The organism is Kribbella sp. NPDC000426 (assembly GCF_040300265.1).
Taxonomy (GTDB): Bacteria; Actinomycetota; Actinomycetes; order Propionibacteriales; family Kribbellaceae; genus Kribbella.
Genome location: NZ_JBEPDK010000006.1, coordinates 418,754 through 435,881, shown reverse-complemented (window position 1 = coordinate 435,881; position 17,128 = coordinate 418,754). Strand labels below are relative to the sequence as shown.

The 17,128-nt window shown below is 69.4% G+C and carries 18 protein-coding genes; 7 read left to right on the top strand and 11 right to left on the bottom strand.

The window, feature by feature from the left end; genetic code table 11:
- Positions 1-4: 4 nt before the first annotated feature.
- The 3 genes from ABT313_RS30745 to ABT313_RS30735 are packed head-to-tail and all read left to right on the top strand — an operon-like array spanning position 5 to position 2,633.
- Positions 5-823: an aldo/keto reductase gene (locus ABT313_RS30745; RefSeq protein ID WP_350861019.1), complete on the top strand. Its 819-nt coding sequence runs from the start codon at positions 5-7 to the stop codon at positions 821-823.
- A complete protein-coding gene (locus ABT313_RS30740; RefSeq protein WP_350861017.1) occupies positions 811-1,833 on the top strand; it encodes a Dyp-type peroxidase in 1,023 nt (340 codons plus the stop codon). Before ABT313_RS30745 ends, ABT313_RS30740 begins: the two co-directional genes overlap by 13 nt.
- Positions 1,830-2,633, top strand: coding sequence for a family 1 encapsulin nanocompartment shell protein (locus ABT313_RS30735; RefSeq protein ID WP_350861015.1), 804 nt, complete (start codon positions 1,830-1,832; stop codon positions 2,631-2,633). The genes ABT313_RS30740 and ABT313_RS30735 overlap by 4 nt, the downstream gene beginning before the upstream one ends.
- Before the next feature lie 172 nt (positions 2,634-2,805).
- On the opposite strand, the gene ABT313_RS30730 is transcribed toward ABT313_RS30735, so the two are convergent.
- The 5 genes from ABT313_RS30730 to ABT313_RS30710 all read right to left on the bottom strand — a co-directional run bounded on the left by ABT313_RS30730 (position 2,806) and on the right by ABT313_RS30710 (position 6,919).
- Positions 2,806-3,156 carry a DUF488 domain-containing protein gene (locus ABT313_RS30730; protein ID WP_350861013.1) on the bottom strand — a complete coding sequence of 117 codons (351 nt, stop codon included), beginning with the start codon at positions 3,154-3,156 and terminating at the stop codon, positions 2,806-2,808.
- Between the two features lie 21 nt (positions 3,157-3,177).
- Positions 3,178-4,440: an MFS transporter gene (locus ABT313_RS30725; RefSeq protein WP_350861011.1), complete on the bottom strand. Its 1,263-nt coding sequence runs from the start codon at positions 4,438-4,440 to the stop codon at positions 3,178-3,180.
- Positions 4,437-5,654, bottom strand: a complete 1,218-nt coding sequence (locus ABT313_RS30720) for an amidohydrolase (RefSeq protein ID WP_350861009.1) — start codon at positions 5,652-5,654, stop codon at positions 4,437-4,439. Before ABT313_RS30720 ends, ABT313_RS30725 begins: the two co-directional genes overlap by 4 nt.
- 62 nt (positions 5,655-5,716) lie before the next feature.
- Entirely contained in the window at positions 5,717-6,355 is a 639-nt protein-coding gene (locus ABT313_RS30715) for a GntR family transcriptional regulator (protein WP_350861008.1), read from the bottom strand.
- A gap of 75 nt (positions 6,356-6,430) precedes the next feature.
- A complete protein-coding gene (locus tag ABT313_RS30710) occupies positions 6,431-6,919 on the bottom strand; it encodes a pyridoxamine 5'-phosphate oxidase family protein (RefSeq protein ID WP_350861006.1) in 489 nt (162 codons plus the stop codon).
- A gap of 84 nt (positions 6,920-7,003) precedes the next feature.
- Between ABT313_RS30710 and ABT313_RS30705 the strand changes: the two genes are divergently transcribed.
- Positions 7,004-8,872 carry a hypothetical protein gene (locus tag ABT313_RS30705; protein WP_350861004.1) on the top strand — a complete coding sequence of 623 codons (1,869 nt, stop codon included), beginning with the start codon at positions 7,004-7,006 and terminating at the stop codon, positions 8,870-8,872.
- Here the strand turns inward: ABT313_RS30705 and ABT313_RS30700 are convergent.
- Entirely contained in the window at positions 8,865-9,593 is a 729-nt protein-coding gene (locus tag ABT313_RS30700) for an SDR family NAD(P)-dependent oxidoreductase (RefSeq protein ID WP_350861002.1), read from the bottom strand. The genes ABT313_RS30705 and ABT313_RS30700 overlap by 8 nt on opposite strands.
- A 123-nt stretch (positions 9,594-9,716) precedes the next feature.
- Between ABT313_RS30700 and ABT313_RS30695 the strand changes: the two genes are divergently transcribed.
- On the top strand, positions 9,717-10,703 hold the full coding sequence (locus tag ABT313_RS30695; RefSeq protein WP_350861000.1) for a sigma-70 family RNA polymerase sigma factor: 987 nt from the start codon (positions 9,717-9,719) through the stop codon (positions 10,701-10,703).
- Here the strand turns inward: ABT313_RS30695 and ABT313_RS30690 are convergent.
- The 3 genes from ABT313_RS30690 to ABT313_RS30680 form a co-directional block, all read right to left on the bottom strand.
- Complete coding sequence (locus tag ABT313_RS30690; RefSeq protein ID WP_350860998.1) at positions 10,700-11,407, bottom strand: isocitrate lyase/PEP mutase family protein; 708 nt, start codon at positions 11,405-11,407, stop codon at positions 10,700-10,702. The genes ABT313_RS30695 and ABT313_RS30690 overlap by 4 nt on opposite strands.
- Before the next feature lie 10 nt (positions 11,408-11,417).
- Positions 11,418-11,882 carry a carboxymuconolactone decarboxylase family protein gene (locus tag ABT313_RS30685; RefSeq protein WP_350860997.1) on the bottom strand — a complete coding sequence of 155 codons (465 nt, stop codon included), beginning with the start codon at positions 11,880-11,882 and terminating at the stop codon, positions 11,418-11,420.
- 67 nt (positions 11,883-11,949) lie between these two features.
- Entirely contained in the window at positions 11,950-12,618 is a 669-nt protein-coding gene (locus ABT313_RS30680) for a TetR/AcrR family transcriptional regulator C-terminal domain-containing protein (protein ID WP_350860995.1), read from the bottom strand.
- 70 nt (positions 12,619-12,688) lie between these two features.
- Here ABT313_RS30680 and ABT313_RS30675 point away from each other — a divergent pair, with 70 nt between their 5' ends.
- Together ABT313_RS30675 and pdxR are read left to right on the top strand one after the other, a co-directional pair.
- Positions 12,689-13,660, top strand: a complete 972-nt coding sequence (locus ABT313_RS30675; RefSeq protein ID WP_350860993.1) for an NAD(P)-dependent alcohol dehydrogenase — start codon at positions 12,689-12,691, stop codon at positions 13,658-13,660.
- A 29-nt stretch (positions 13,661-13,689) separates the two neighbouring features.
- Positions 13,690-15,087: a MocR-like pyridoxine biosynthesis transcription factor PdxR gene (pdxR, locus tag ABT313_RS30670; RefSeq protein WP_350860991.1), complete on the top strand. Its 1,398-nt coding sequence runs from the start codon at positions 13,690-13,692 to the stop codon at positions 15,085-15,087.
- 72 nt (positions 15,088-15,159) lie between these two features.
- On the opposite strand, the gene mmuM is transcribed toward pdxR, so the two are convergent.
- Positions 15,160-16,047, bottom strand: a complete 888-nt coding sequence (gene mmuM / locus ABT313_RS30665) for a homocysteine S-methyltransferase (protein ID WP_350860989.1) — start codon at positions 16,045-16,047, stop codon at positions 15,160-15,162.
- The gene (locus ABT313_RS30660; protein ID WP_350860987.1) at positions 16,031-16,957 is read right to left on the bottom strand and encodes an FAD-dependent oxidoreductase; all 927 of its coding nucleotides are present in this window, start codon (positions 16,955-16,957) and stop codon (positions 16,031-16,033) included. Before ABT313_RS30660 ends, mmuM begins: the two co-directional genes overlap by 17 nt.
- Positions 16,958-17,128: the final 171 nt, after the last annotated feature.

The window sequence follows — 17,128 nt, the reverse complement described above, 5'->3', positions numbered from 1 at the left end:
GTACATGACCGTGAAGACTCGTAAGCTCTCGAATGGAACTGAGATCCCGGTGCTGGGGCTGGGGGTCTGGCAGGTTGACGACGGTGCGCAGTGTGAGCGGGCCGTCACCTGGGCGCTCGAGGCCGGGTACCGGCTGATCGACACCGCGCAGGCGTACCGGAACGAGGCCAGTGTCGGGAAGGCGATCCGCGAGAGCGGTGTGCCGCGGGAAGAGATCTTCCTGACCACGAAGTTCTACCCGGGCGGCAAGGACGCGCGGGTCGAGGCGGAGAAGAGCCTCGAGCGGCTCGGCACGGAGTACCTCGACCTGTACCTGATCCACTGGCCGCAGGGCGGCCCGACGTGGGCCTGGCCGGGGATGGAGGCCGCTGTCGAGGCCGGGCTGACCAAGGGCATCGGCATCTCGAACTTCGGCGCCGACGAGATCCAGGAGCTGTCGAAGGTCGCGACGATCCAGCCGGCCGTCAACCAGGTCCTGTTCAGCCCGTTCGACTACCGCGCCGCGCTCGTCGCCGCCGGTGACGAGGCAGGCATCGTCTCGCAGGCGTACAGCCCGCTCGGCACCGGTCGCCACCTCGACGACCCGGCCGTCGCCCGGATCGCGGCGGCCACCGGCCACACCCCGGCGCAGGTCCTGATCCGTTGGGCGATCCAGAAGGGGCTCTCGGTCATCCCGAAGTCCGTCCACCAGAACCGCATCGTCGAGAACTTCAACGTCTTCGACTTCGAGCTCGACGACGCCGCGATGGCCGACCTCGACGCCCTCGACACCACGCACCGCACCGCGGACGCCCTGTCCAGCAGCGGGAAGTGGTGGTCCTGATTCAGGAGGTACTGCGGGAGCCCGCGAAGGCGGCGATCTTCCTGGTGCTCGCCGTACGTCCCGGATCCGAGGACATCGCGCGGGGGCTGCTGGAGGACGTCGCCGGACTCACGCGTGCCGTCGGGTTCCGCGCGCCGGACGACCAGCTGAGCTGCGTCGTCGGCGTCGGCGCGTCCGCGTGGAGCCGGCTCTACCGTGCGCCGGCTCCGCGCTCGTTGCATCCTTTCCGGGCGCTCGCCGGCGCTCGGCATTCCGCCCCGGCGACGCACGGAGATCTGCTGTTCCACCTCCGCGCCCGCCGCCTCGACCTGTGTTTCGAGCTCGCCCGCCAGGTGATGGCGCGGCTGGCCGGTCACGTGAAGGTGCTCGACGAGGTCCAGGGCTTCAAGTACTTCGACGAGCGCGACCTGCTCGGGTTCGTCGACGGCACCGAGAACCCGACCGGCCCGAAGGCCGTCGCCGCGATCACCGTCGGCGACGAGGACCCGGCGTACGCCGGCGGCAGCTACGTCGTGGTCCAGAAGTACCTGCACGACCTCGACGCCTGGCAGGCGCTGCCGGTCGCCGAGCAGGAGCGCGTGATCGGCCGGGAGAAGATCAGCGACGTCGAGCTGTCCGACGCCGACCAGCCGGCCAACTCCCACGTCGCCGCCACCACGATTGTGGACCCGGACGGCACCGAGCGGCAGATCGTCCGCGAGAACATGGCCTTCGGCTCACCCGGAGCGGCCGAGTTCGGCACGTACTTCATCGGGTACGCCGCCACGCCGGACGTGATCGAACGGATGCTGCACCGGATGTTCGTCGGTGAACCGCCGGGGAACCACGACCGGATCCTTGACTTCTCGACCGCGGTCACCGGCAGTCTGTTCTTCGTGCCGACCGCGGAGTTCCTCGAAGACCCGTCGCCGGCGTCCGCCGCGACCACACCGACCACACCCGCCAGGACCGTGGGAGATCCTGCGGACGGATCGCTCGGAATCGGCAGCCTCAGAAGGAGTCGCACATGACGAACAACCTGCACCGCGAGCTGGCCCCGGTCTCGGACGCCGCCTGGGGCGAGATCGAGGAGGAGGCTCGCCGTACCTTCACCCGCGACATCGCCGGGCGCCGGGTGGTCGACCTGGTCGGCCCGTCCGGGCCGGAGCTGTCCTCGGTCGGCACCGGCCACCTCGAGACGGTCGAGGCGCCGGGCGACGGAGTGATCGCGCACCGGCGGCTGTCCCAGCCGATCATCGAGCTGCGCGTCCCGTTCACCGTGACCCGGCAGGCGGTCGACGACGTCGAGCGCGGCGCGAAGGACTCCGACTGGCAGCCGGTCAAGGACGCCGCCAAGCAGATCGCGTACGCCGAGGACCACCTGGTCTTCCACGGCTCCGGCGCTGCCGGAATCGAGGGACTCGCGCCGAGCAGCTCGAACGACGTACTCACGTTGCCGTCCGAGGCTCGCGACTTGCCCGACTCCGTAGCCCAGGCGCTGCGCGCACTGCGACTTGCCGGGGTGGACGGGCCGTACAGCTTGCTGCTGTCCGCCGATCTGTACACGGCGGTCGCCGAGACGACCGACCACGGCTACCCGATCCGCGATCACCTCGCCCGGCTCATCGGCGACGGCGAGATCATCTGGGCGCCGGCTCTCGAAGGCGCCCTGCTGGTGTCGACGCGCGGCGGTGACTACGAGCTCCACCTCGGCCAGGACCTGTCGATCGGCTACCTGTCCCACGACGCCGACACCGTCCAGCTGTACCTGCAGGAGTCGCTGACGTTCCTCGCTCTGACGTCGGAGTCCAGCGTCGTACTGCGCGGCTGAGCTACTTCCGGCCGAGCCGCCTACCGGGCGAGCTGCCTACCGGGCGAGCCACCTACCGGGCGAGCTGCCTACCGGGCGAGCTGCCTACCGGGCGAGCTGCCTACCGAGCTGCCGTCCGGCTGGGCTGCCTTCCGACCGAGCTGCCTTCCGACCGAGCTGCCTTTCGACGGAGCTAGTTGTCGAGGAGGGTGGCGAGGACGGCGGCTTGGCTGATGGCGAAGTCCTTGGTTGCCGTGAGGAGGGTCAGGGTGCCGGTGTCGGCTAGTTGGCGTAGGTGGGTGAGGGCGGCGGCGCGGACGGGATCGTCGAGCTCGCTGCGGTAGCGGCTGGCGAACTCGTCGTACCGCGCCGGGTCGTGACCGTACCACTCGCGCAGTTCGGTGGACGGGGCAACGTCCTTGCACCAGTCGTCGATCCGCGCCTTCGACCGGCTGAGCCCACGCGGCCACAGCCGGTCGACCAGCACCCGCTGTCCGCCGTCGTCCTCCACCGGGTCGTAGACCCGCCGAACCCTTACCGCCATCAGCCCTCCTTCAGAGGAAGCTCACTGTGTCACGGTAGTTCGTTCGGTGCTGTGATCGCCGCTGTAGCGCAGGAGTCGCGGCGTCCAGATGCCGAGGACGGCGACCGCCAGGACCAGCAGAACGGCGCTGACGAACGTGGTGATGTCGACGCCGTATCGCTCGGCGAAAGCACCGAGAACCAGCGACGCCGCAGGCATGATGCCGATGGCAAGCTCCTGGACGCCCAACGCGCGACCGTGAAGGGACTCGGGCGTCGTCATCAGGAGCAGGGTGGTCTGCAGTACGCCGAACGCCGCGCTCATCACACCGATCGCCGTCATCAGGACGAACGACGCGATCACGCTGTGGGAGAGACCGAACAACGCCCAAAGCGTGCCCCACGTAGCCGTGCCGACGACGAACATGCCGCCCTTGAAGCGGAAGTCGCCCAGCCAGGCGATCACCAGCGAGCCCGCCAGACCGCCGACGCCGGCGCAGGTCAGCAGCCAGCCGAGGCCCGCGGCATCGAGGCCGAGTGACTCTTGCGCGAAGACCGGCATGAACGACTGCGCGACCGGCCACAGCAGCGTGTTCGCGGCCAAGGTGATCAGCAGGACGGTGGACGCGAGCCGGTTCCGCGCGATCTCGCGCAGGCCGCTCGTCACCATCCGGACGGCCGATTCGGCATGCCCGCCGACCACTTGGCCGTACTGCCGCAGCGGCAGCAGCGTGACGAGAGAAATGGCATACCAAAATGTCGAGACCCACAGCGCGGCCGGCGCACCGATCCCGGTGATCATGAGCCCGCCGATCGCCGGTCCGATCACCTGCGTCATGTTCAGCGCCATCGAGTTCAGCGCGTTGGCGTTGCTGAGGTTCTGACGCCCGACCAGGTCGAGCACCAGCGAGGCCCGCGCCGGTTGCGACGGCGACTGCGCGAGCCCGATCGCGAACCCGCCGAGCACCAGCACCCAGTACGTCGCCCGCCCGAGCGACGCCAGCGTGGCAACGGCACTGACCGCGACCAGCGCCCACGACGCCGCGATGATCAGCAGCCGGACCCGGTTGTGCCGATCCGCGAACGCGCCCGCGAACGGCCCGAGCAGCAACGGAGCCAGCCGCACGGCCCCGAACACCGCGACGAGAAAGTCTGAGTGCGTGGTCTCGTACGCGAGCCAGCCGAGGACCAATGTCTGCGTCCACACGCCGCCGAAGAAGAACAGATTCGACAACCAGAACAGCCGAAACGCCCGGTTGTCCCGCAGCGAGCCAAGCGTCCGCCCGACGACAGAGTCGGTACTCACACCTGGAGTTCGCCGTCGCGGACGACGACCTGCCCGCCGGCAACGACCAGCTCACGCCGCGGCGCCCGAACGAGCACATCTGGCACGTTCTCCGCATCGAGCAGTACGACGTCCGCGCGCGCTCCCGGCTTGAGCCCGTAGTTCTCGCGATGCACGAACGGCGCGCCGTACGTCGTCGCGAGCTCGATCGCGTACGTGAGGTCCTCGTCGGTGCGTAGCCCATGCAGCCGCGCGAACTGGCGAGCGACCTGCAGCAGGTCGCCGTCGCCGTACGGCGACCACAGGTCGCGGATGCCGTCGGTGCCGAGGCCGATCGCAACGCCGGCCGTACGCATCTCGCGCCAGGGCAGCGGCGCCGAGTTGATCGGCGCGACCGTCGTCCACGAGATCCCGGCCTCGCCGAGTTGATCTACCATTTCGGCCCGTCGAGCCGGGGCCAGCTCGCCGAGGGCGAATCCGTGCGACACGTTGACCTTGCCGGTGAGGCCGGCCTGCCGGGTGCGCTCGATGATGAGCTCGTACTGGAACGCGCCGAGGTCACCGCGGTCGTGCAGGTGGATGTCGATCCCGACCTCACGCCGCGCCGCGATCTCGAACAGCGCGTCGAGCTGGCCGACCGGGTCGCGGTCGATCGACGCCGGGTCGAGTCCGCCGATGCTGGTGGCACCCTCGGCCGCGGCCTTGTCCAGCAGCTCGAGCACGCCGGGACGCCGCAGTACGCCGTCCTGGGGGAACGCGACGATCTCCACCTCGACCGCGCCGCCGAGCGCGTCGACCGCCTCGTGCACGTTCGCGATCCCCTGCAGCCCGACGCCGAGATCCACGTCGACATGGGTGCGGGTGGCCGTCGTGCCGTGGCGCAGGAACTCACGCAGTACTGCGGTCGCGCCCGCGACGCTCGGGATCCCGTACTTGCCGCGCTCGGCACGCTCGTGGGCGATCCGGCCCTGGGTCGTCGGCTCACCGCCGTACGAGACCCACGGCTGGCCCCACCAGCTCTTGTCCACGTGGGCGTGCGCGTTGACGAAGCCCGGGAGTGCGAGCAGACCCCGACCGTCGACGACCTGCTGCTGATCTGCCCGGTGATCTGCCCGGTGATCTGCCGCTGCCTGGGATCCGGTCGCGGTGATGTCCGTGATCACACCGTCGGTGATCACGAGGTCGACCGGGTCACCGCCCCACGGGCGCACGTCAGCAAGCAGAAAGGAGGTCATGACAAGAATGGTATACCAAATTGACCTCGCCGCCGACGGCCGGACGAGCGCCCGGCCGGCCCTCAGTCCATGCCGCGGCTGAACCGGAACAGCACCTGCGACTGGGCCAGATGGTCGCTCGCCAGCCGCTCGGCCAGGTCGACGTCGCGGTTCGCGATCGCGGTGTACAGCTCCAGGTGCTGACCGGCGACCGCGATCAGGTCGTCGTGCTGGGTCAGCAGCCAGCGCATCCGGCTGCGCAGCGGGCGCTCGATCTCGATCAGGAGCTCGTTCGAGGCGAGTTCGGTGACGATCTCATGGAAGTCGGCGGCCTTCCGCCGGGCGACCACGGCGTCCTTCGCGCGCGCCGCCACAAGTTGTTCGTCCAAGGTCTTTCTGAGCCGGTCGAGCCCCTCGCGGGTCCGGCGCTCGGCCGCCAGCCGGAACGTCAGCGGCTCGAAGGCGGTCCGGACCTCGGTCAGATCGGCGATGTCGGAATCGGTGAACCTGCGGACGACCGACCAGGTCCGCGGCCGGGGCGTCACCAGTCCTTCGCTGACCAGGGCCTTCAGCGCCTCCCGGACGGGCACCCGGCTAACATCGAGTGCGGTCGCCAGCTCGCGCTCGACCAGCCGCTCGCCGGGTGGCCGGACGCCGTCGAGGATGTCGTCCCGCAGCAGCCGCGTGACCCGCTCGGTCTCGGACTCTCGACTGTCGTTCATCGGCTTCTCCTGGGTTTGGTATACCATTGCCCCAGCATGCCGTACCCCACCGACAGCGTACGTCACCGGCCGTGATCAGCCGGCGCTCTTCTCCTTGATCAGGTCCTCGACGGCCTTCGGGATCGTGGTCTCGAAGTCGAGCAGCTTGGCCCAGGTCGGCGTGACGGTGATAACGACCATCTCGTCGTAAAGGCCCTTCACGCCGGCCTCCCAGTCGGGGTACTGCTCGTCGGTCATCACCTTGTGGCCGGCGGTCAGGTAGCCCTCGGGGACGCCCGGGACCAGCTCCAGCGAGGCGGTGCCGCGGATCAGCAGGACTTTGGGCGGGAACGCGCCGGTATCGATGGTGAGCGCGACCTTCGGGTTCTTGCGGAGCGCCGCGACCTTCGCGGACTTGGGCACGGTGGCGATCAGGATCTGCTCGCCCTCGACCCAGAAGCCGATCGGGATGACGCGCGGGTCGCCGTCCAGCCCGTCGTACGCGAAACGCGCCGGCTCGGGGCCGTTGAGGAGCTGCTGGGCGTACGGCTTGGCGAGGATCTCGGCGATCTGCTGCTTGTTCATGGGAGTCGGCCTTTCGGTTGAGCGTGTTCTCATCAGGGGGACGGAGCCGTCGGGCGGTTCTCGACATCGATAGGTTGGCGAATCGTGGAAAGTTTTGACTTCGGTCGCGGACGCGTCCAGCTTTTCGACGACGGCGCAGTGGCGCAGGTCGTGCATCCCGACGGCCGCGCCGTGCTGCTCGGCGAGGGCGCGGTCCACGACAGCCTGCATGCCTGGGGCAAGGGGTTCGTGATCACGGACCGTTCGGCATACCGTTTCGACAGCCCCGCGTTCACCCGGTGGCGCAGCAGCGGCATCGACCTGATGTACCGGTTCGGTGAGCTGGAGCTCCGCGTCGGCCGCCGGTTCGGCGAGCACTGGACCGAGACCTACGAGCTCCGCAACACGAGCAGCGAGCCCGTCGAGATCGGCTCGCTCGCGATCAGTACGCCGTACCGCGACGTCTACACGTCCAGTCGCGAGAGCCTCACCGGCGCAGTCCACGCGCACGTCTGGACCGGCGGCGCTGATGCGTGGGTCTGGGCAACGCCGATGGACGGCAGCGGACCGGGGCTCGGTCTACAACTGAAGGAAGGCGAGCTCTGGGCGTACTCCGTCGAGTCCCGCGAGCCCGGCACCAGCAGCAACATTCGCGGCCACATCTACCTCCACGTCACCGACCAGGCCCGCGCCCCTCACGCCATGGGAGGCCAGCCGGCCATCACGCTCGAGCCCGGCGCCTCGTACCGGTGGACCTGGCAGCTCGGTTGGTATACCGATCTGTCCGCCTTCCACGCGGACCGTCAACCCCTCATCGGGGCCGACCGCCTGGCTGCCGAGATCACCGAGCCGATCCGCCTCCACGACGGCCGCGAGATCACCGCCACCGAACCCGGCCTGCAGTACGTCGAGTCACTCGACGGCAGGTCCCGGATCGCCGTCCTCTTCCACGAACCGCTCCAGCAACTCGCCGAACGCCGCGTCCGCTTCATCCTCGACCACCAACGCCGCCCCGAGCTGGAAGGCAGCCGCAAGTACGCCTTCGTCCCGTACGACAACGACAGTGGCCTCACTGTCCTGTCCAGCGCCTGGCGAGACTGGTCGGACGCGCGCGAACGCGTCGGGATGGCCCTGCTCCTGCAGGAGGTTCGCGACCGCGGCTGGGGCGACCGGGCCGAGTTGGACGAGGCACTCAGCGGGTACGAGCAGTTCGTCCGCGAGTACCTGCTCGACGACGCCGGCACGATCCAGGACGACAGCGTCCATCACAGCGCCATACGCCTCTACAACTTCCCATGGTTCGCGCGCTTCCTGCTCGGCCAGGGCGACCGCGACGGCGCGACCCGCATCCTCAACCGGTACTACGAACTCGGCGGCGACCACTTCCTCGCGTTCGACCTCGGCCCGCTGCTCAGCGAGCTGGGTCTCCGCGAGCACCTGATCCGGCATACCAAAACCTTCATCGGGTACGGCGACGAGCTGCCGCCGCACGAGGTGAACTACGAGCAGTCGATGGTTGCCCCGCTCCTCGAGCTTCTCGTTTCGGCATACCAAATCGCGCCGGACGAGATCGACGGCGCCGAGCTGACCCGCCGCCTGCCCTGGCTGACCGCGTTCGCCGCCGACCAACCCGACGTACGGCTGCGGCATGTTCCGATCCGGCACTGGGACGGCTACTGGTTCGGCCGGCTGCGGTTGTGGGGCGACGTCTTCCCGCACTACTGGTCGGCGCTGAGCGCGGTCGTGTACGCCGCCTGGCCGCGCGACCTCGTGACGCCCGAGCAGGCCGCCTGGCTCGACGCCGCCGAGGACGCGATCCTGCACGCGAACCTGTTCAGCTTCAACGCGGACGGATCGGCGACCTGCGCGTTCGTGTATCCGAGCTGCGTCAACGGCCAGCCTGCGCACATCGCCGATCCCCTCGCCAACGACCAGGACTGGGCCCTGGTCTACGCACTGCGGCTGCTCAGCTGAGGAGCGACGCGTTCTGACGCTCGAGTGCCTTCACCGAGCCCTCGGCCCAGCTCGGAGCAAGCATCGCCGACAACGGATCCGGGAAGATCTCCTCGTCCCCGGCCGCCACCCCGTCGAAGATCGCCCGCGCGACCGACTCCGGTGACGCCTTCGGCACGTCGAGATCCCGCGACATCTCGGTATCCGTCGGCCCGGTCAGCACGGCATGCACGCGGACCCCTTGCGGCGCCAGCAACGCACGCTGCGACTGCGTCAGCGAGAACGCCGCCGCCTTCGAGATCGAGTACGCCGGGATCATCGGCAGCGACGCGAGCGCGGCCACCGACAACACGTTGACGATCGCGCCCCGCGACTCGATGAGCTGCGGCAGGAACGCCGAGGCCATGGCATGCGGCCCGAAGAGGTTGACGGCAAGGTGCTGCTCCAGCAGAGCGCGGTCCGACAGATTGTCGTACGCCGCCAGGCCGGCGTTGTTGACCAGGACGTCGAGCGATTCGACGGCCTTCGCCGCGGCTTCGATCTGGGCCTGGTCGGTGACGTCCAGGCTCAGGTACGTCACCCGTTCATCCGGATGCGTGAGCGCGACCCGCGTTCCGCCGTACACGCGCTTGGCGCCGAGGCGCAGGGCTTCCTCGACCAGGGCGCGTCCGATGCCGCGGTTGGCGCCGGTGATCAGGACAGTGCGGTTCTCGATCGACATGGTGTTGTCTCCGTTCGTCATGACAGGGGTTGCACAGGAGACAGACAGCACGGACGAGCGGAACTGCCCGCTCCGGGACCGATCAGTTCCGGCCCGTGCTGGTGTCAGAACGAGTGCGAGGATTGACGACGACGGAGGTGAACCATGCCGGACGACCTGCTCCAGCGTGCGCGGGAGGGTGACCGGGAGGCGTTCGCGGCGCTGGTCGAGCCGCATCGCCGGGAGCTGCAGCTGCACTGCTACCGGATGCTCGGATCGCTGCAGGACGCCGAGGACGCGCTGCAGGAGACGTTGCTCTCGGCATGGATCGGGCTGAGCGGGTTCGAGGGGCGGTCATCGGTCCGCACCTGGCTCTACCGGATCGCGACCAACCGATGCCTGAACGTACTGCGGTCGTCGTCACGCCGACCGTTGCCGACGGCACCGCTCCCGGTCCCGGCGCCGGAGCCCTACCGGTCGGGCGAGGTGTTGTGGCTGCAGCCCTATCCCGATGTCCTGCTGGATGGCATACCAGATCAGCTGCCCGGCCCGGAAGCGCGGTACGAGTCGCGCGAGGCGATCTCGCTCGCCTTCGTCACCGCAGTACAGCTGCTCCCGCCGAACCAGCGCGCGGTGTTGTTGCTGCGCGACGTACTGGGTTATCGAGCCAGCGAGACCGCGGAGCTGCTCGGTCTCACCGAGGCGGCCGTCAACAGCGCGCTCGCCCGCGCGCGATCGACGATGGACACCGCCGACCGGCCGCCCAGCTTGGGAGGTGCGGAGGAGCGCGAGTTGGCCGACCGCTTCGTCGAGGCGTTCACCGCGCAGGACGTCGATGCGCTGGTCGCACTGCTGACCAGCGACGCGTGGGTGCGGATGCCGCCGCTGCCGTTCGAGTACCACGGCACCGAGGCCGCGCACCGCTTCTTCACCGCACTCGTCGCGCACCGGCGCCTGATCGCGGCGATGGTGCCGGTCGGCGCGAACGGTCAGCCGGCCTGGGGCGAGTACATCCGTGATCCGGTCACCGGCGGCCTCCACCTGATCGGGGTGGTCGTGATCGGCATCGCCGGCGACCGGATCCACGAGATCGTCCACTTCGAGACCACAGTCGCGCCGTATTTCGGTCTACCGCGCACGCTGGACAGCTAGCCCAACGTCGGTAGCAGTTCCTGCAGCTTGGTCATCAGGTACGTGTGCACGCTCGTCCCGTAGGAGATCCGCGTCGCACCGACTGCCGCGAGCTCGGCAGGCGTCGGCCCGCCGGGCGAAGCGTGCGCGTTGATCGGTCCGCCGACGCCCTCGACCACCTCGGCCAATTGGTATACCGGCGCGAGGATCGGGTAGACGCAGTCGGCACCGGCGCGGCGGTACTCACGCCCCCGGCGTACCGCTTCGGCGACCGGATCGTCGACCGGCCGCACGAACGTGTCCACCCGCGCGTTGATCACCAGCTCGGCCCCCGCGGCGACGCGGACCTCGGCCAAGTAGTCGGCCTGTTTCGCCGCCTCGACGAGTCTGCCGTCGAGCGAGTCCTCGAGGTTGCAACCGACCGCCCCGGTCTCGAGCAACCTCTCCGCGAACTCCTTCGCCGGCAGCCCGTATCCGGCCTCCATGTCCGCCGTGACGGGTACGTCGACCGCGCGGACGATCTTGGCGACCGCGTCGAACATGGTCGCCGCCGGGGTCAGCTGCCCGTCGTCGTACCCGAGGACGCGGGCGACCGCCCCGCTGCTGGTCGCAACAGCGGGGAAGCCGGCCTCGGCGATCAGCCGGGCGCTCACCGGATCCCACGCGTTCGGGAGGATGAGGGGAGCGCCCCCATGGTGCATCGCTCTGAACAGTTCCGCAGTCATGGGCGCACCTTCACGGCTTGTAGTGGCCGGGCTCCATCTTCCCGGTGACGCCGACCCGGGTCCACATGTTGATCGTGATGATCAGCGCGATCAACTGGGCCAGGTCCTTCTCGTCGAAGGCGGCAGCCGCGATCTCGTAGACGTCGTCCGGCACGTGGTCGACGCTGATCAGCGTGATCGCCTCGGTCAGCTGCAGCGCCGCCTTCTCCTGCTCGGTGTAGAACTTCTGCGCCTCCCGCCAGACCGGGAGCAGCGTGATCCGCTGCTGCTGGTCCGCGCCGAACTCCATCAGGTCGAGCGAGTGCATGTCGGTGCAGTAGGCGCAGCCGTTGATCTGCGAGGCGCGGATCCGGACCAGGTGCGCGAGCTTCGGGTCCAGCCCGGTGTCGGACACCTTGTCCAGCTCGATCAGGGCCTTGTAGAAGTCGGGCGTCAGGTTGGCGAGCTTCACTCGCCGCGTCGTCGATGTGCTCATGTCTCCAACCTAGATCCGAATCGGCCCAGGAACGTGGTCCACTTCCCTGGAGAATTCGGGGGCCACTTCAGCTGGTCGAGGTGAGCAACCGGGCCAGTCCGTCGAGGATCAGCTCGAGTCCGAAGTCGAACTCGTCACCGAAGTCGTAGCCGGGCTTCAGGTAGTAGTCGGTGGCCATCCCGACCAGGTGCGGATAGTTGCCGGCGGCAAAATGCTCCATGATCGGTACGGCGACATCGGCAACCGTCTCGGGACCCTCGAAGGGCAGCGCGGCCTCCTGGAGCGCGAAGCCGTAGGTGTAGCTGTCGATCAGTGCGTACGCGTGCGCGGTCAGCTCCTGCGAGAAGCCGGCGGCGCGCAGGGTCGCGATGACCGCGTCGTGATGCTGCAACGTCGCCGGGCCGGGGGTGGTCCGCGATTCCATCAGCCCGATCGCCCAGCGATGCCGTCGCAGTACGTTCCGCGCCGAGGTCGCGCGCCGGCGCATCTCGGCGCGCCAGTCGCCGTCCGCCGACGGCAGTTCGATCTGGCTGAAGACGAAGTCGACGATGCTGTCGAGGATCTCGTCCTTGTTCGCCACGTGGTAGTAGACCGACATCGGCTTCGCGTCGAGCGCGCGGGCGAGCGAGCGGATCGTCAGACCGCCGAGCCCGCCGGTATCGGCCACCTCGACCGCGGCGCGCAGTACCCGCTCGCGGCTGAGGCGTCGGCGTTCGCTCGGCTTCTCGTCGTCCATCGTCGGACCATAGCAGTTTCGTACTAAGTACGTTACGGTCTTCGTACTTAGTACGAAAGCAGGGGGGTTGATGATGCGAGCGATCGTTCAGGACGGCTACGGTCCGGTCGACGTGCTCCGCCAGGCGGAGATCGACCGGCCGGAGCCGGGCGCCGACGAGGTCCTGGTCCGGGTGCGAGCGGCCGGCCTCGACCGGGGCACATGGCATTTGATGACGGGTACGCCGTCCGCGGTCCGCCTCGCCATCGGGCTCCGCCGGCCGCGGAACCCGGTCCTGGGGCGAGACGTCGCGGGCATCGTCGCCGCCGTCGGTTCGGCGGTGACGACGTTCTCGGTCGGAGACGAGGTGTACGGCGTCGCACCGGGCTCGTTCGCGGAGTACGCCGTGGGCCGCGCCGGCAAGCTGTCGCGGAAGCCCGCGGGCCTGTCCTTCGAGGAAGCGGCCATTGTCCCGATCTCGGGACTCACCGCGCTCCAGGCGTTGAGCGCCGCCAAGGTCAGATCGGGCCAGCGCGTGCTGATCATCGGAGCGTCCGGCGGCGTCGGCAGCTACGCCGTACAACTGGCCAAGGCCTTCGGGGCTGAGGTCACCGGAGTGGCCGGCAAGTCCAAGCTGGATCTGGTGCGGTCGCTCGGTGCGGATCATGTCGTCGACTACACCAACGAGGACTTTGCCGACGGCCCGGATCGCTACGACGTGATCATCGACATTGCGGGCAATCCCACGTTGGCCCGGTTGCGGCGGGCGCTGACGCCCAACGGGACGGTCGTCATCACCGGTGGTGAGGGCGGGCGCGGGCCGACCGGTGGAATGAATCGGCAGTTCCGGGCGCTGATCCTGTCGCTGTTCGTGCGGCAGCGGTTCCCGTTCTTCCTCAGCAAGGAGAGCGGCAAGGATCTTGAGCGGCTCACCGGCCTCATCGAGGCGGGAAGCGTCGTACCCAGTCTGGATCGGGCATATCTGCTGGACCAGGCTCCGGATGCGATGCGGCAGCTCGTCGCGGGCGAGGTGCGCGGGAAGGTGGCGATCACCATCGGCTGACCTCCGGTGGTTCGGTAAGGTCCGGTCTCATGGAGACCTCGGGGGAGCGGGGGAGCGACGGCAGCGCCGCCGGTGCGGATCTGCACCTGGATCTGGCCGCGGCGCGGGGCCGCAACGAGCTCGTCCATGCCTTGCACGAGTCGATCCGGACCGGCCGACTGCCGGCCGGGACACGGTTGCCGTCGTCGCGGTCGCTGGCGAAGGATCTCGGGATCGCGCGGAACACGGTCGCGGACGCGTACGGGCAGCTGGTGGCCGAAGGCTGGCTGACCGCGCGGCAGGGGTCCGGGACGGTGGTCGCCAACCGGGCCGCCGTACCGTCGATGCCGGCTGTGGTGCTGCCGGAGGAGCGGTCGTATCGCTACGACCTGACGCCCGGCGCGCCGGATGTGGCGACGTTCCCGCGGACGGAGTGGCTGGCGGCGGCCCGGAAGGCGTTGACCTCGGCGCCGAACGAGGCGTTCGGGCTCGGGGATCCGCGCGGCCGGATCGAGCTGCGGCGGGTGCTCGCGGACTACCTCGCGCGGGCTCGCGGCGTACGGGCGGATCCGGACCGGATCCTGATCTGCTCGGGGTACGTGCAGGCGGTGAGCCTGCTGGGCGAGGCGATCAAGAACCTCGGCGGTACGACGATCGCGGTCGAGGAGTTCGGGTACGGGCTGCACCGGGACGTGATCCGGGCGCGTGGGCTCGCCGCGGTGGCGGTGCCGGTGGACGAGCTGGGTGCGCAGACGTCACAGCTCACCGGGCAGGGGGTGTTGCTGACGCCGGCGCACCAGATGCCCACGGGGGTGCCGCTCGCGCCGGAGCGCCGTACCGCTGCTGTCGAGTGGGCGCGGGAGAGCGGGGCGGTGCTGATCGAGGACGACTACGACGGCGAGTTCCGCTACGACCGGCAGGCGGTGGGGGCGTTGCAGGCGCTCGATCCGGAGCGGGTCGTCTACACGGGTACGGCGAGCAAGAGCCTCGCGCCGGGCCTGCGACTGGCGTGGATGGTGCTGCCGCAACGCCTGATCGAGCCGGTCGTCGCCGCGAAGCGCACCGCCGACTACCAGACCGCGACACTCGACCAGCTGATCCTCGCCGAATTCATTGCCTCCGGCCACTATGACCGCCACGTACGCCGCTCCCGCCTGCACTACCGCCGCCGCCGCGACCGCCTGGTCGAACTGCTGGCCGTCCGCGCCCCCAACGTCCAGGTAGCCGGCATCTCCGCCGGCCTCCACGTCCTCCTCGACGTCCCCGGCGACGCCGAAGACATGGTCACCCGAGCCGCCCGCCAGGGCCTCGGCCTGGCCAGCCTCTCCACGTACCACTTCAACCCGACCCCCGCCACCCGCCAAGCAGTAATAGTCGGCTACGGCACCCCACCCGACCACGCCTACCCCGGCGCCCTGGACCTCCTCTGCCAGGTACTTGGAGTATGACGATGTCCGCCTCGCCGACCCGGATGGCAACCAGTTGATCGTGTACGCCGAGAACCGGCCGGCCGACGTCGACTAGCGTCGGATGATCGCATCGGCCAAGGCGCGGATCTCCACCGGACCCACTCGGCAACAGCCGCCCAGGTAGGCCGCTCCCGCCTGCATCCAGTCGGCAGCGAGCGCGGCGAGGTCTCGCGGGGCTGTCGGGGTGGTGGTCCATCGGTGGTTGGCGGCGTCCCAGGACTCACCGCTGTTCGGGTACGCGATCGCCGGCTTCCCCGTGACCGCGACAGCCGTCTCCACGGCCTGTTGCACGTCGTCCGGCCGGCAACAGTTGATGCCTACAGCAACCACCTGGCCGATGTCGGGGATGGTGAACGCTTCGGTGAGTGGTTGGCCGGCTCGGGTATGGGTGCCGGCGATCGAGTAGGAGAACCAGGCGGGGAAGTCGAGCTCGACCAGCAGCCCGACCAGGACCTCGGCTTCCTGGGTGTCCGGGATTGTTTCGACGGCCAGCAGGTCGGGGCCCGCATTCATCAATAGCTCGAGTCGCGGCCCGTGGAACTCCCGCAGGACCTCAGCGGAAACGCCGTACCTCCCGCGGTACTCCGAGCCGTCCGCGAGCATCGCGCCGTACGGACCGACCGACGCTGCCACGAGCCGCCCGGGAAACTCCTCGCGCACCTCCCGCGCGATCCGCACACTGCTCGCGATCAGCCGCTCCGCCTCGTCCCGCCCGACGCCGGCCCGCTCGAACCCGACCACACTCGCCTGATAACTCGCCGTCGTCGCGACCATCGCCCCGGCCTCGTAGTACGCGCGATGAACCGCCGCGATCTCGGCCGGATCGTCCCTCAACAGCCGCGCGGACCACAGCGCGTCGGACAGGTCGTGCCCGCGGTCCTCGAGCGCGTTCGACAGGCCGCCGTCGAGGATGATCAAACCGTCAGAGGCCTTGGACAAGTTCGAAGACCTCGTCCGCGCAACCCCACGACAGCGTCACGCCGGACCCGCCGTGCCCGTAGCAGTGGATCACCGGCGCGCCGGGCCGCGTGCGCACGAGCTCGCACCGAATCTTCGGCCGTGCCGGACGCAGCCCGACCCGCTGCCGGATGATCTTCGCCTTGCGAAGTTGAGGAACGAGCTCCGCGGCCCGCTCGAGAATCGCCGAGCTGATCGCAGGCTCCACGGCCAGATTCCAGTCACCCGGCTCGCTGGTCCCACCAACGACCACGTCGTGCTCCCGCGGGACCACGTACGTCAGCTCGGACGGCGATCGATCCGCCAGCAGCCACTCGGTCAGCCCGCACGGCTCGACCGTCATCACCTGGCCGCGCACCGGTGTCACCGTCGGATCGCCCGCGATCAGTCGCGCACCGAGCCCGGTGCAGTTCACGACGAGATCGGCCCCGGTCGGCAACGCGGACAGCGCCGCCCGCGTCAACGTCCCGCCCGCCTGCTCGAGCCGCTTCACCAACGCCGGCAGGTACGCCGGCATGTCGATCACCGGCGCCGTGAACGACCATCCGTCCACGAACCCCTCCGGCGGCGACCCCACCCGGGCCAGGTCAGGCAGAACGTCGGCCCACCGCGGATCCTGCGTACGGCTGGTCAGGAACTCGCGCCCGTGCCGCAGCCGCACCGACGGCTCGATCTCCGCCAGCTTCGCGAACTCCTCGTACGACGCCCGCGACCAGCCCGCCACCCGGTCCTCGGGCGCCGACAGGTACGGGTACCAGATCGCAGCTGCCACCGACGACGTCGTCTCCAGCGGCAGGTCCCGGGCGAACACGGCCACGTCGTACCCGCCCTCGGCGAGCCGGATGGCACAGCTCAGCCCGATCACGCCCGCCCCGACCACGATCACGCGCATTCACAGATTGTCACCCGCCCGGCCCGATCACGCCACCGCCGCCGTCACCCGATGCGTGCGGGGGCAGCGGACCGCCACCACTCATCAACCCGCGGTGAACCGCCGCACGCCCTACTTGCTCCGCGGTGGGACGAGTCGTGGAGCGGATTGTGATGGGCTGGGGATCCGCCT

What these genes read in the sequence shown, in the direction of transcription:
- ABT313_RS30745 (WP_350861019.1), top strand. Translation starts at nt 5, where the DNA reads ATGACCGTGAAGACTCGTAAGCTCTCGAATGGAACTGAGATCCCGGTG.
- ABT313_RS30735 (WP_350861015.1), top strand. Translation starts at nt 1,830, where the DNA reads ATGACGAACAACCTGCACCGCGAGCTGGCCCCGGTCTCGGACGCCGCC.
- ABT313_RS30730 (WP_350861013.1), bottom strand. Translation starts at nt 3,156, where the DNA reads ATGGCGGTAAGGGTTCGGCGGGTCTACGACCCGGTGGAGGACGACGGC.
- ABT313_RS30720 (WP_350861009.1), bottom strand. Translation starts at nt 5,654, where the DNA reads ATGACCTCCTTTCTGCTTGCTGACGTGCGCCCGTGGGGCGGTGACCCG.
- ABT313_RS30715 (WP_350861008.1), bottom strand. Translation starts at nt 6,355, where the DNA reads ATGAACGACAGTCGAGAGTCCGAGACCGAGCGGGTCACGCGGCTGCTG.
- ABT313_RS30710 (WP_350861006.1), bottom strand. Translation starts at nt 6,919, where the DNA reads ATGAACAAGCAGCAGATCGCCGAGATCCTCGCCAAGCCGTACGCCCAG.
- ABT313_RS30700 (WP_350861002.1), bottom strand. Translation starts at nt 9,593, where the DNA reads ATGACGAACGGAGACAACACCATGTCGATCGAGAACCGCACTGTCCTG.
- ABT313_RS30695 (WP_350861000.1), top strand. Translation starts at nt 9,717, where the DNA reads ATGCCGGACGACCTGCTCCAGCGTGCGCGGGAGGGTGACCGGGAGGCG.
- ABT313_RS30690 (WP_350860998.1), bottom strand. Translation starts at nt 11,407, where the DNA reads ATGACTGCGGAACTGTTCAGAGCGATGCACCATGGGGGCGCTCCCCTC.
- ABT313_RS30685 (WP_350860997.1), bottom strand. Translation starts at nt 11,882, where the DNA reads ATGAGCACATCGACGACGCGGCGAGTGAAGCTCGCCAACCTGACGCCC.
- ABT313_RS30680 (WP_350860995.1), bottom strand. Translation starts at nt 12,618, where the DNA reads ATGGACGACGAGAAGCCGAGCGAACGCCGACGCCTCAGCCGCGAGCGG.
- ABT313_RS30675 (WP_350860993.1), top strand. Translation starts at nt 12,689, where the DNA reads ATGATGCGAGCGATCGTTCAGGACGGCTACGGTCCGGTCGACGTGCTC.
- pdxR (WP_350860991.1), top strand. Translation starts at nt 13,690, where the DNA reads ATGGAGACCTCGGGGGAGCGGGGGAGCGACGGCAGCGCCGCCGGTGCG.
- ABT313_RS30660 (WP_350860987.1), bottom strand. Translation starts at nt 16,957, where the DNA reads ATGCGCGTGATCGTGGTCGGGGCGGGCGTGATCGGGCTGAGCTGTGCC.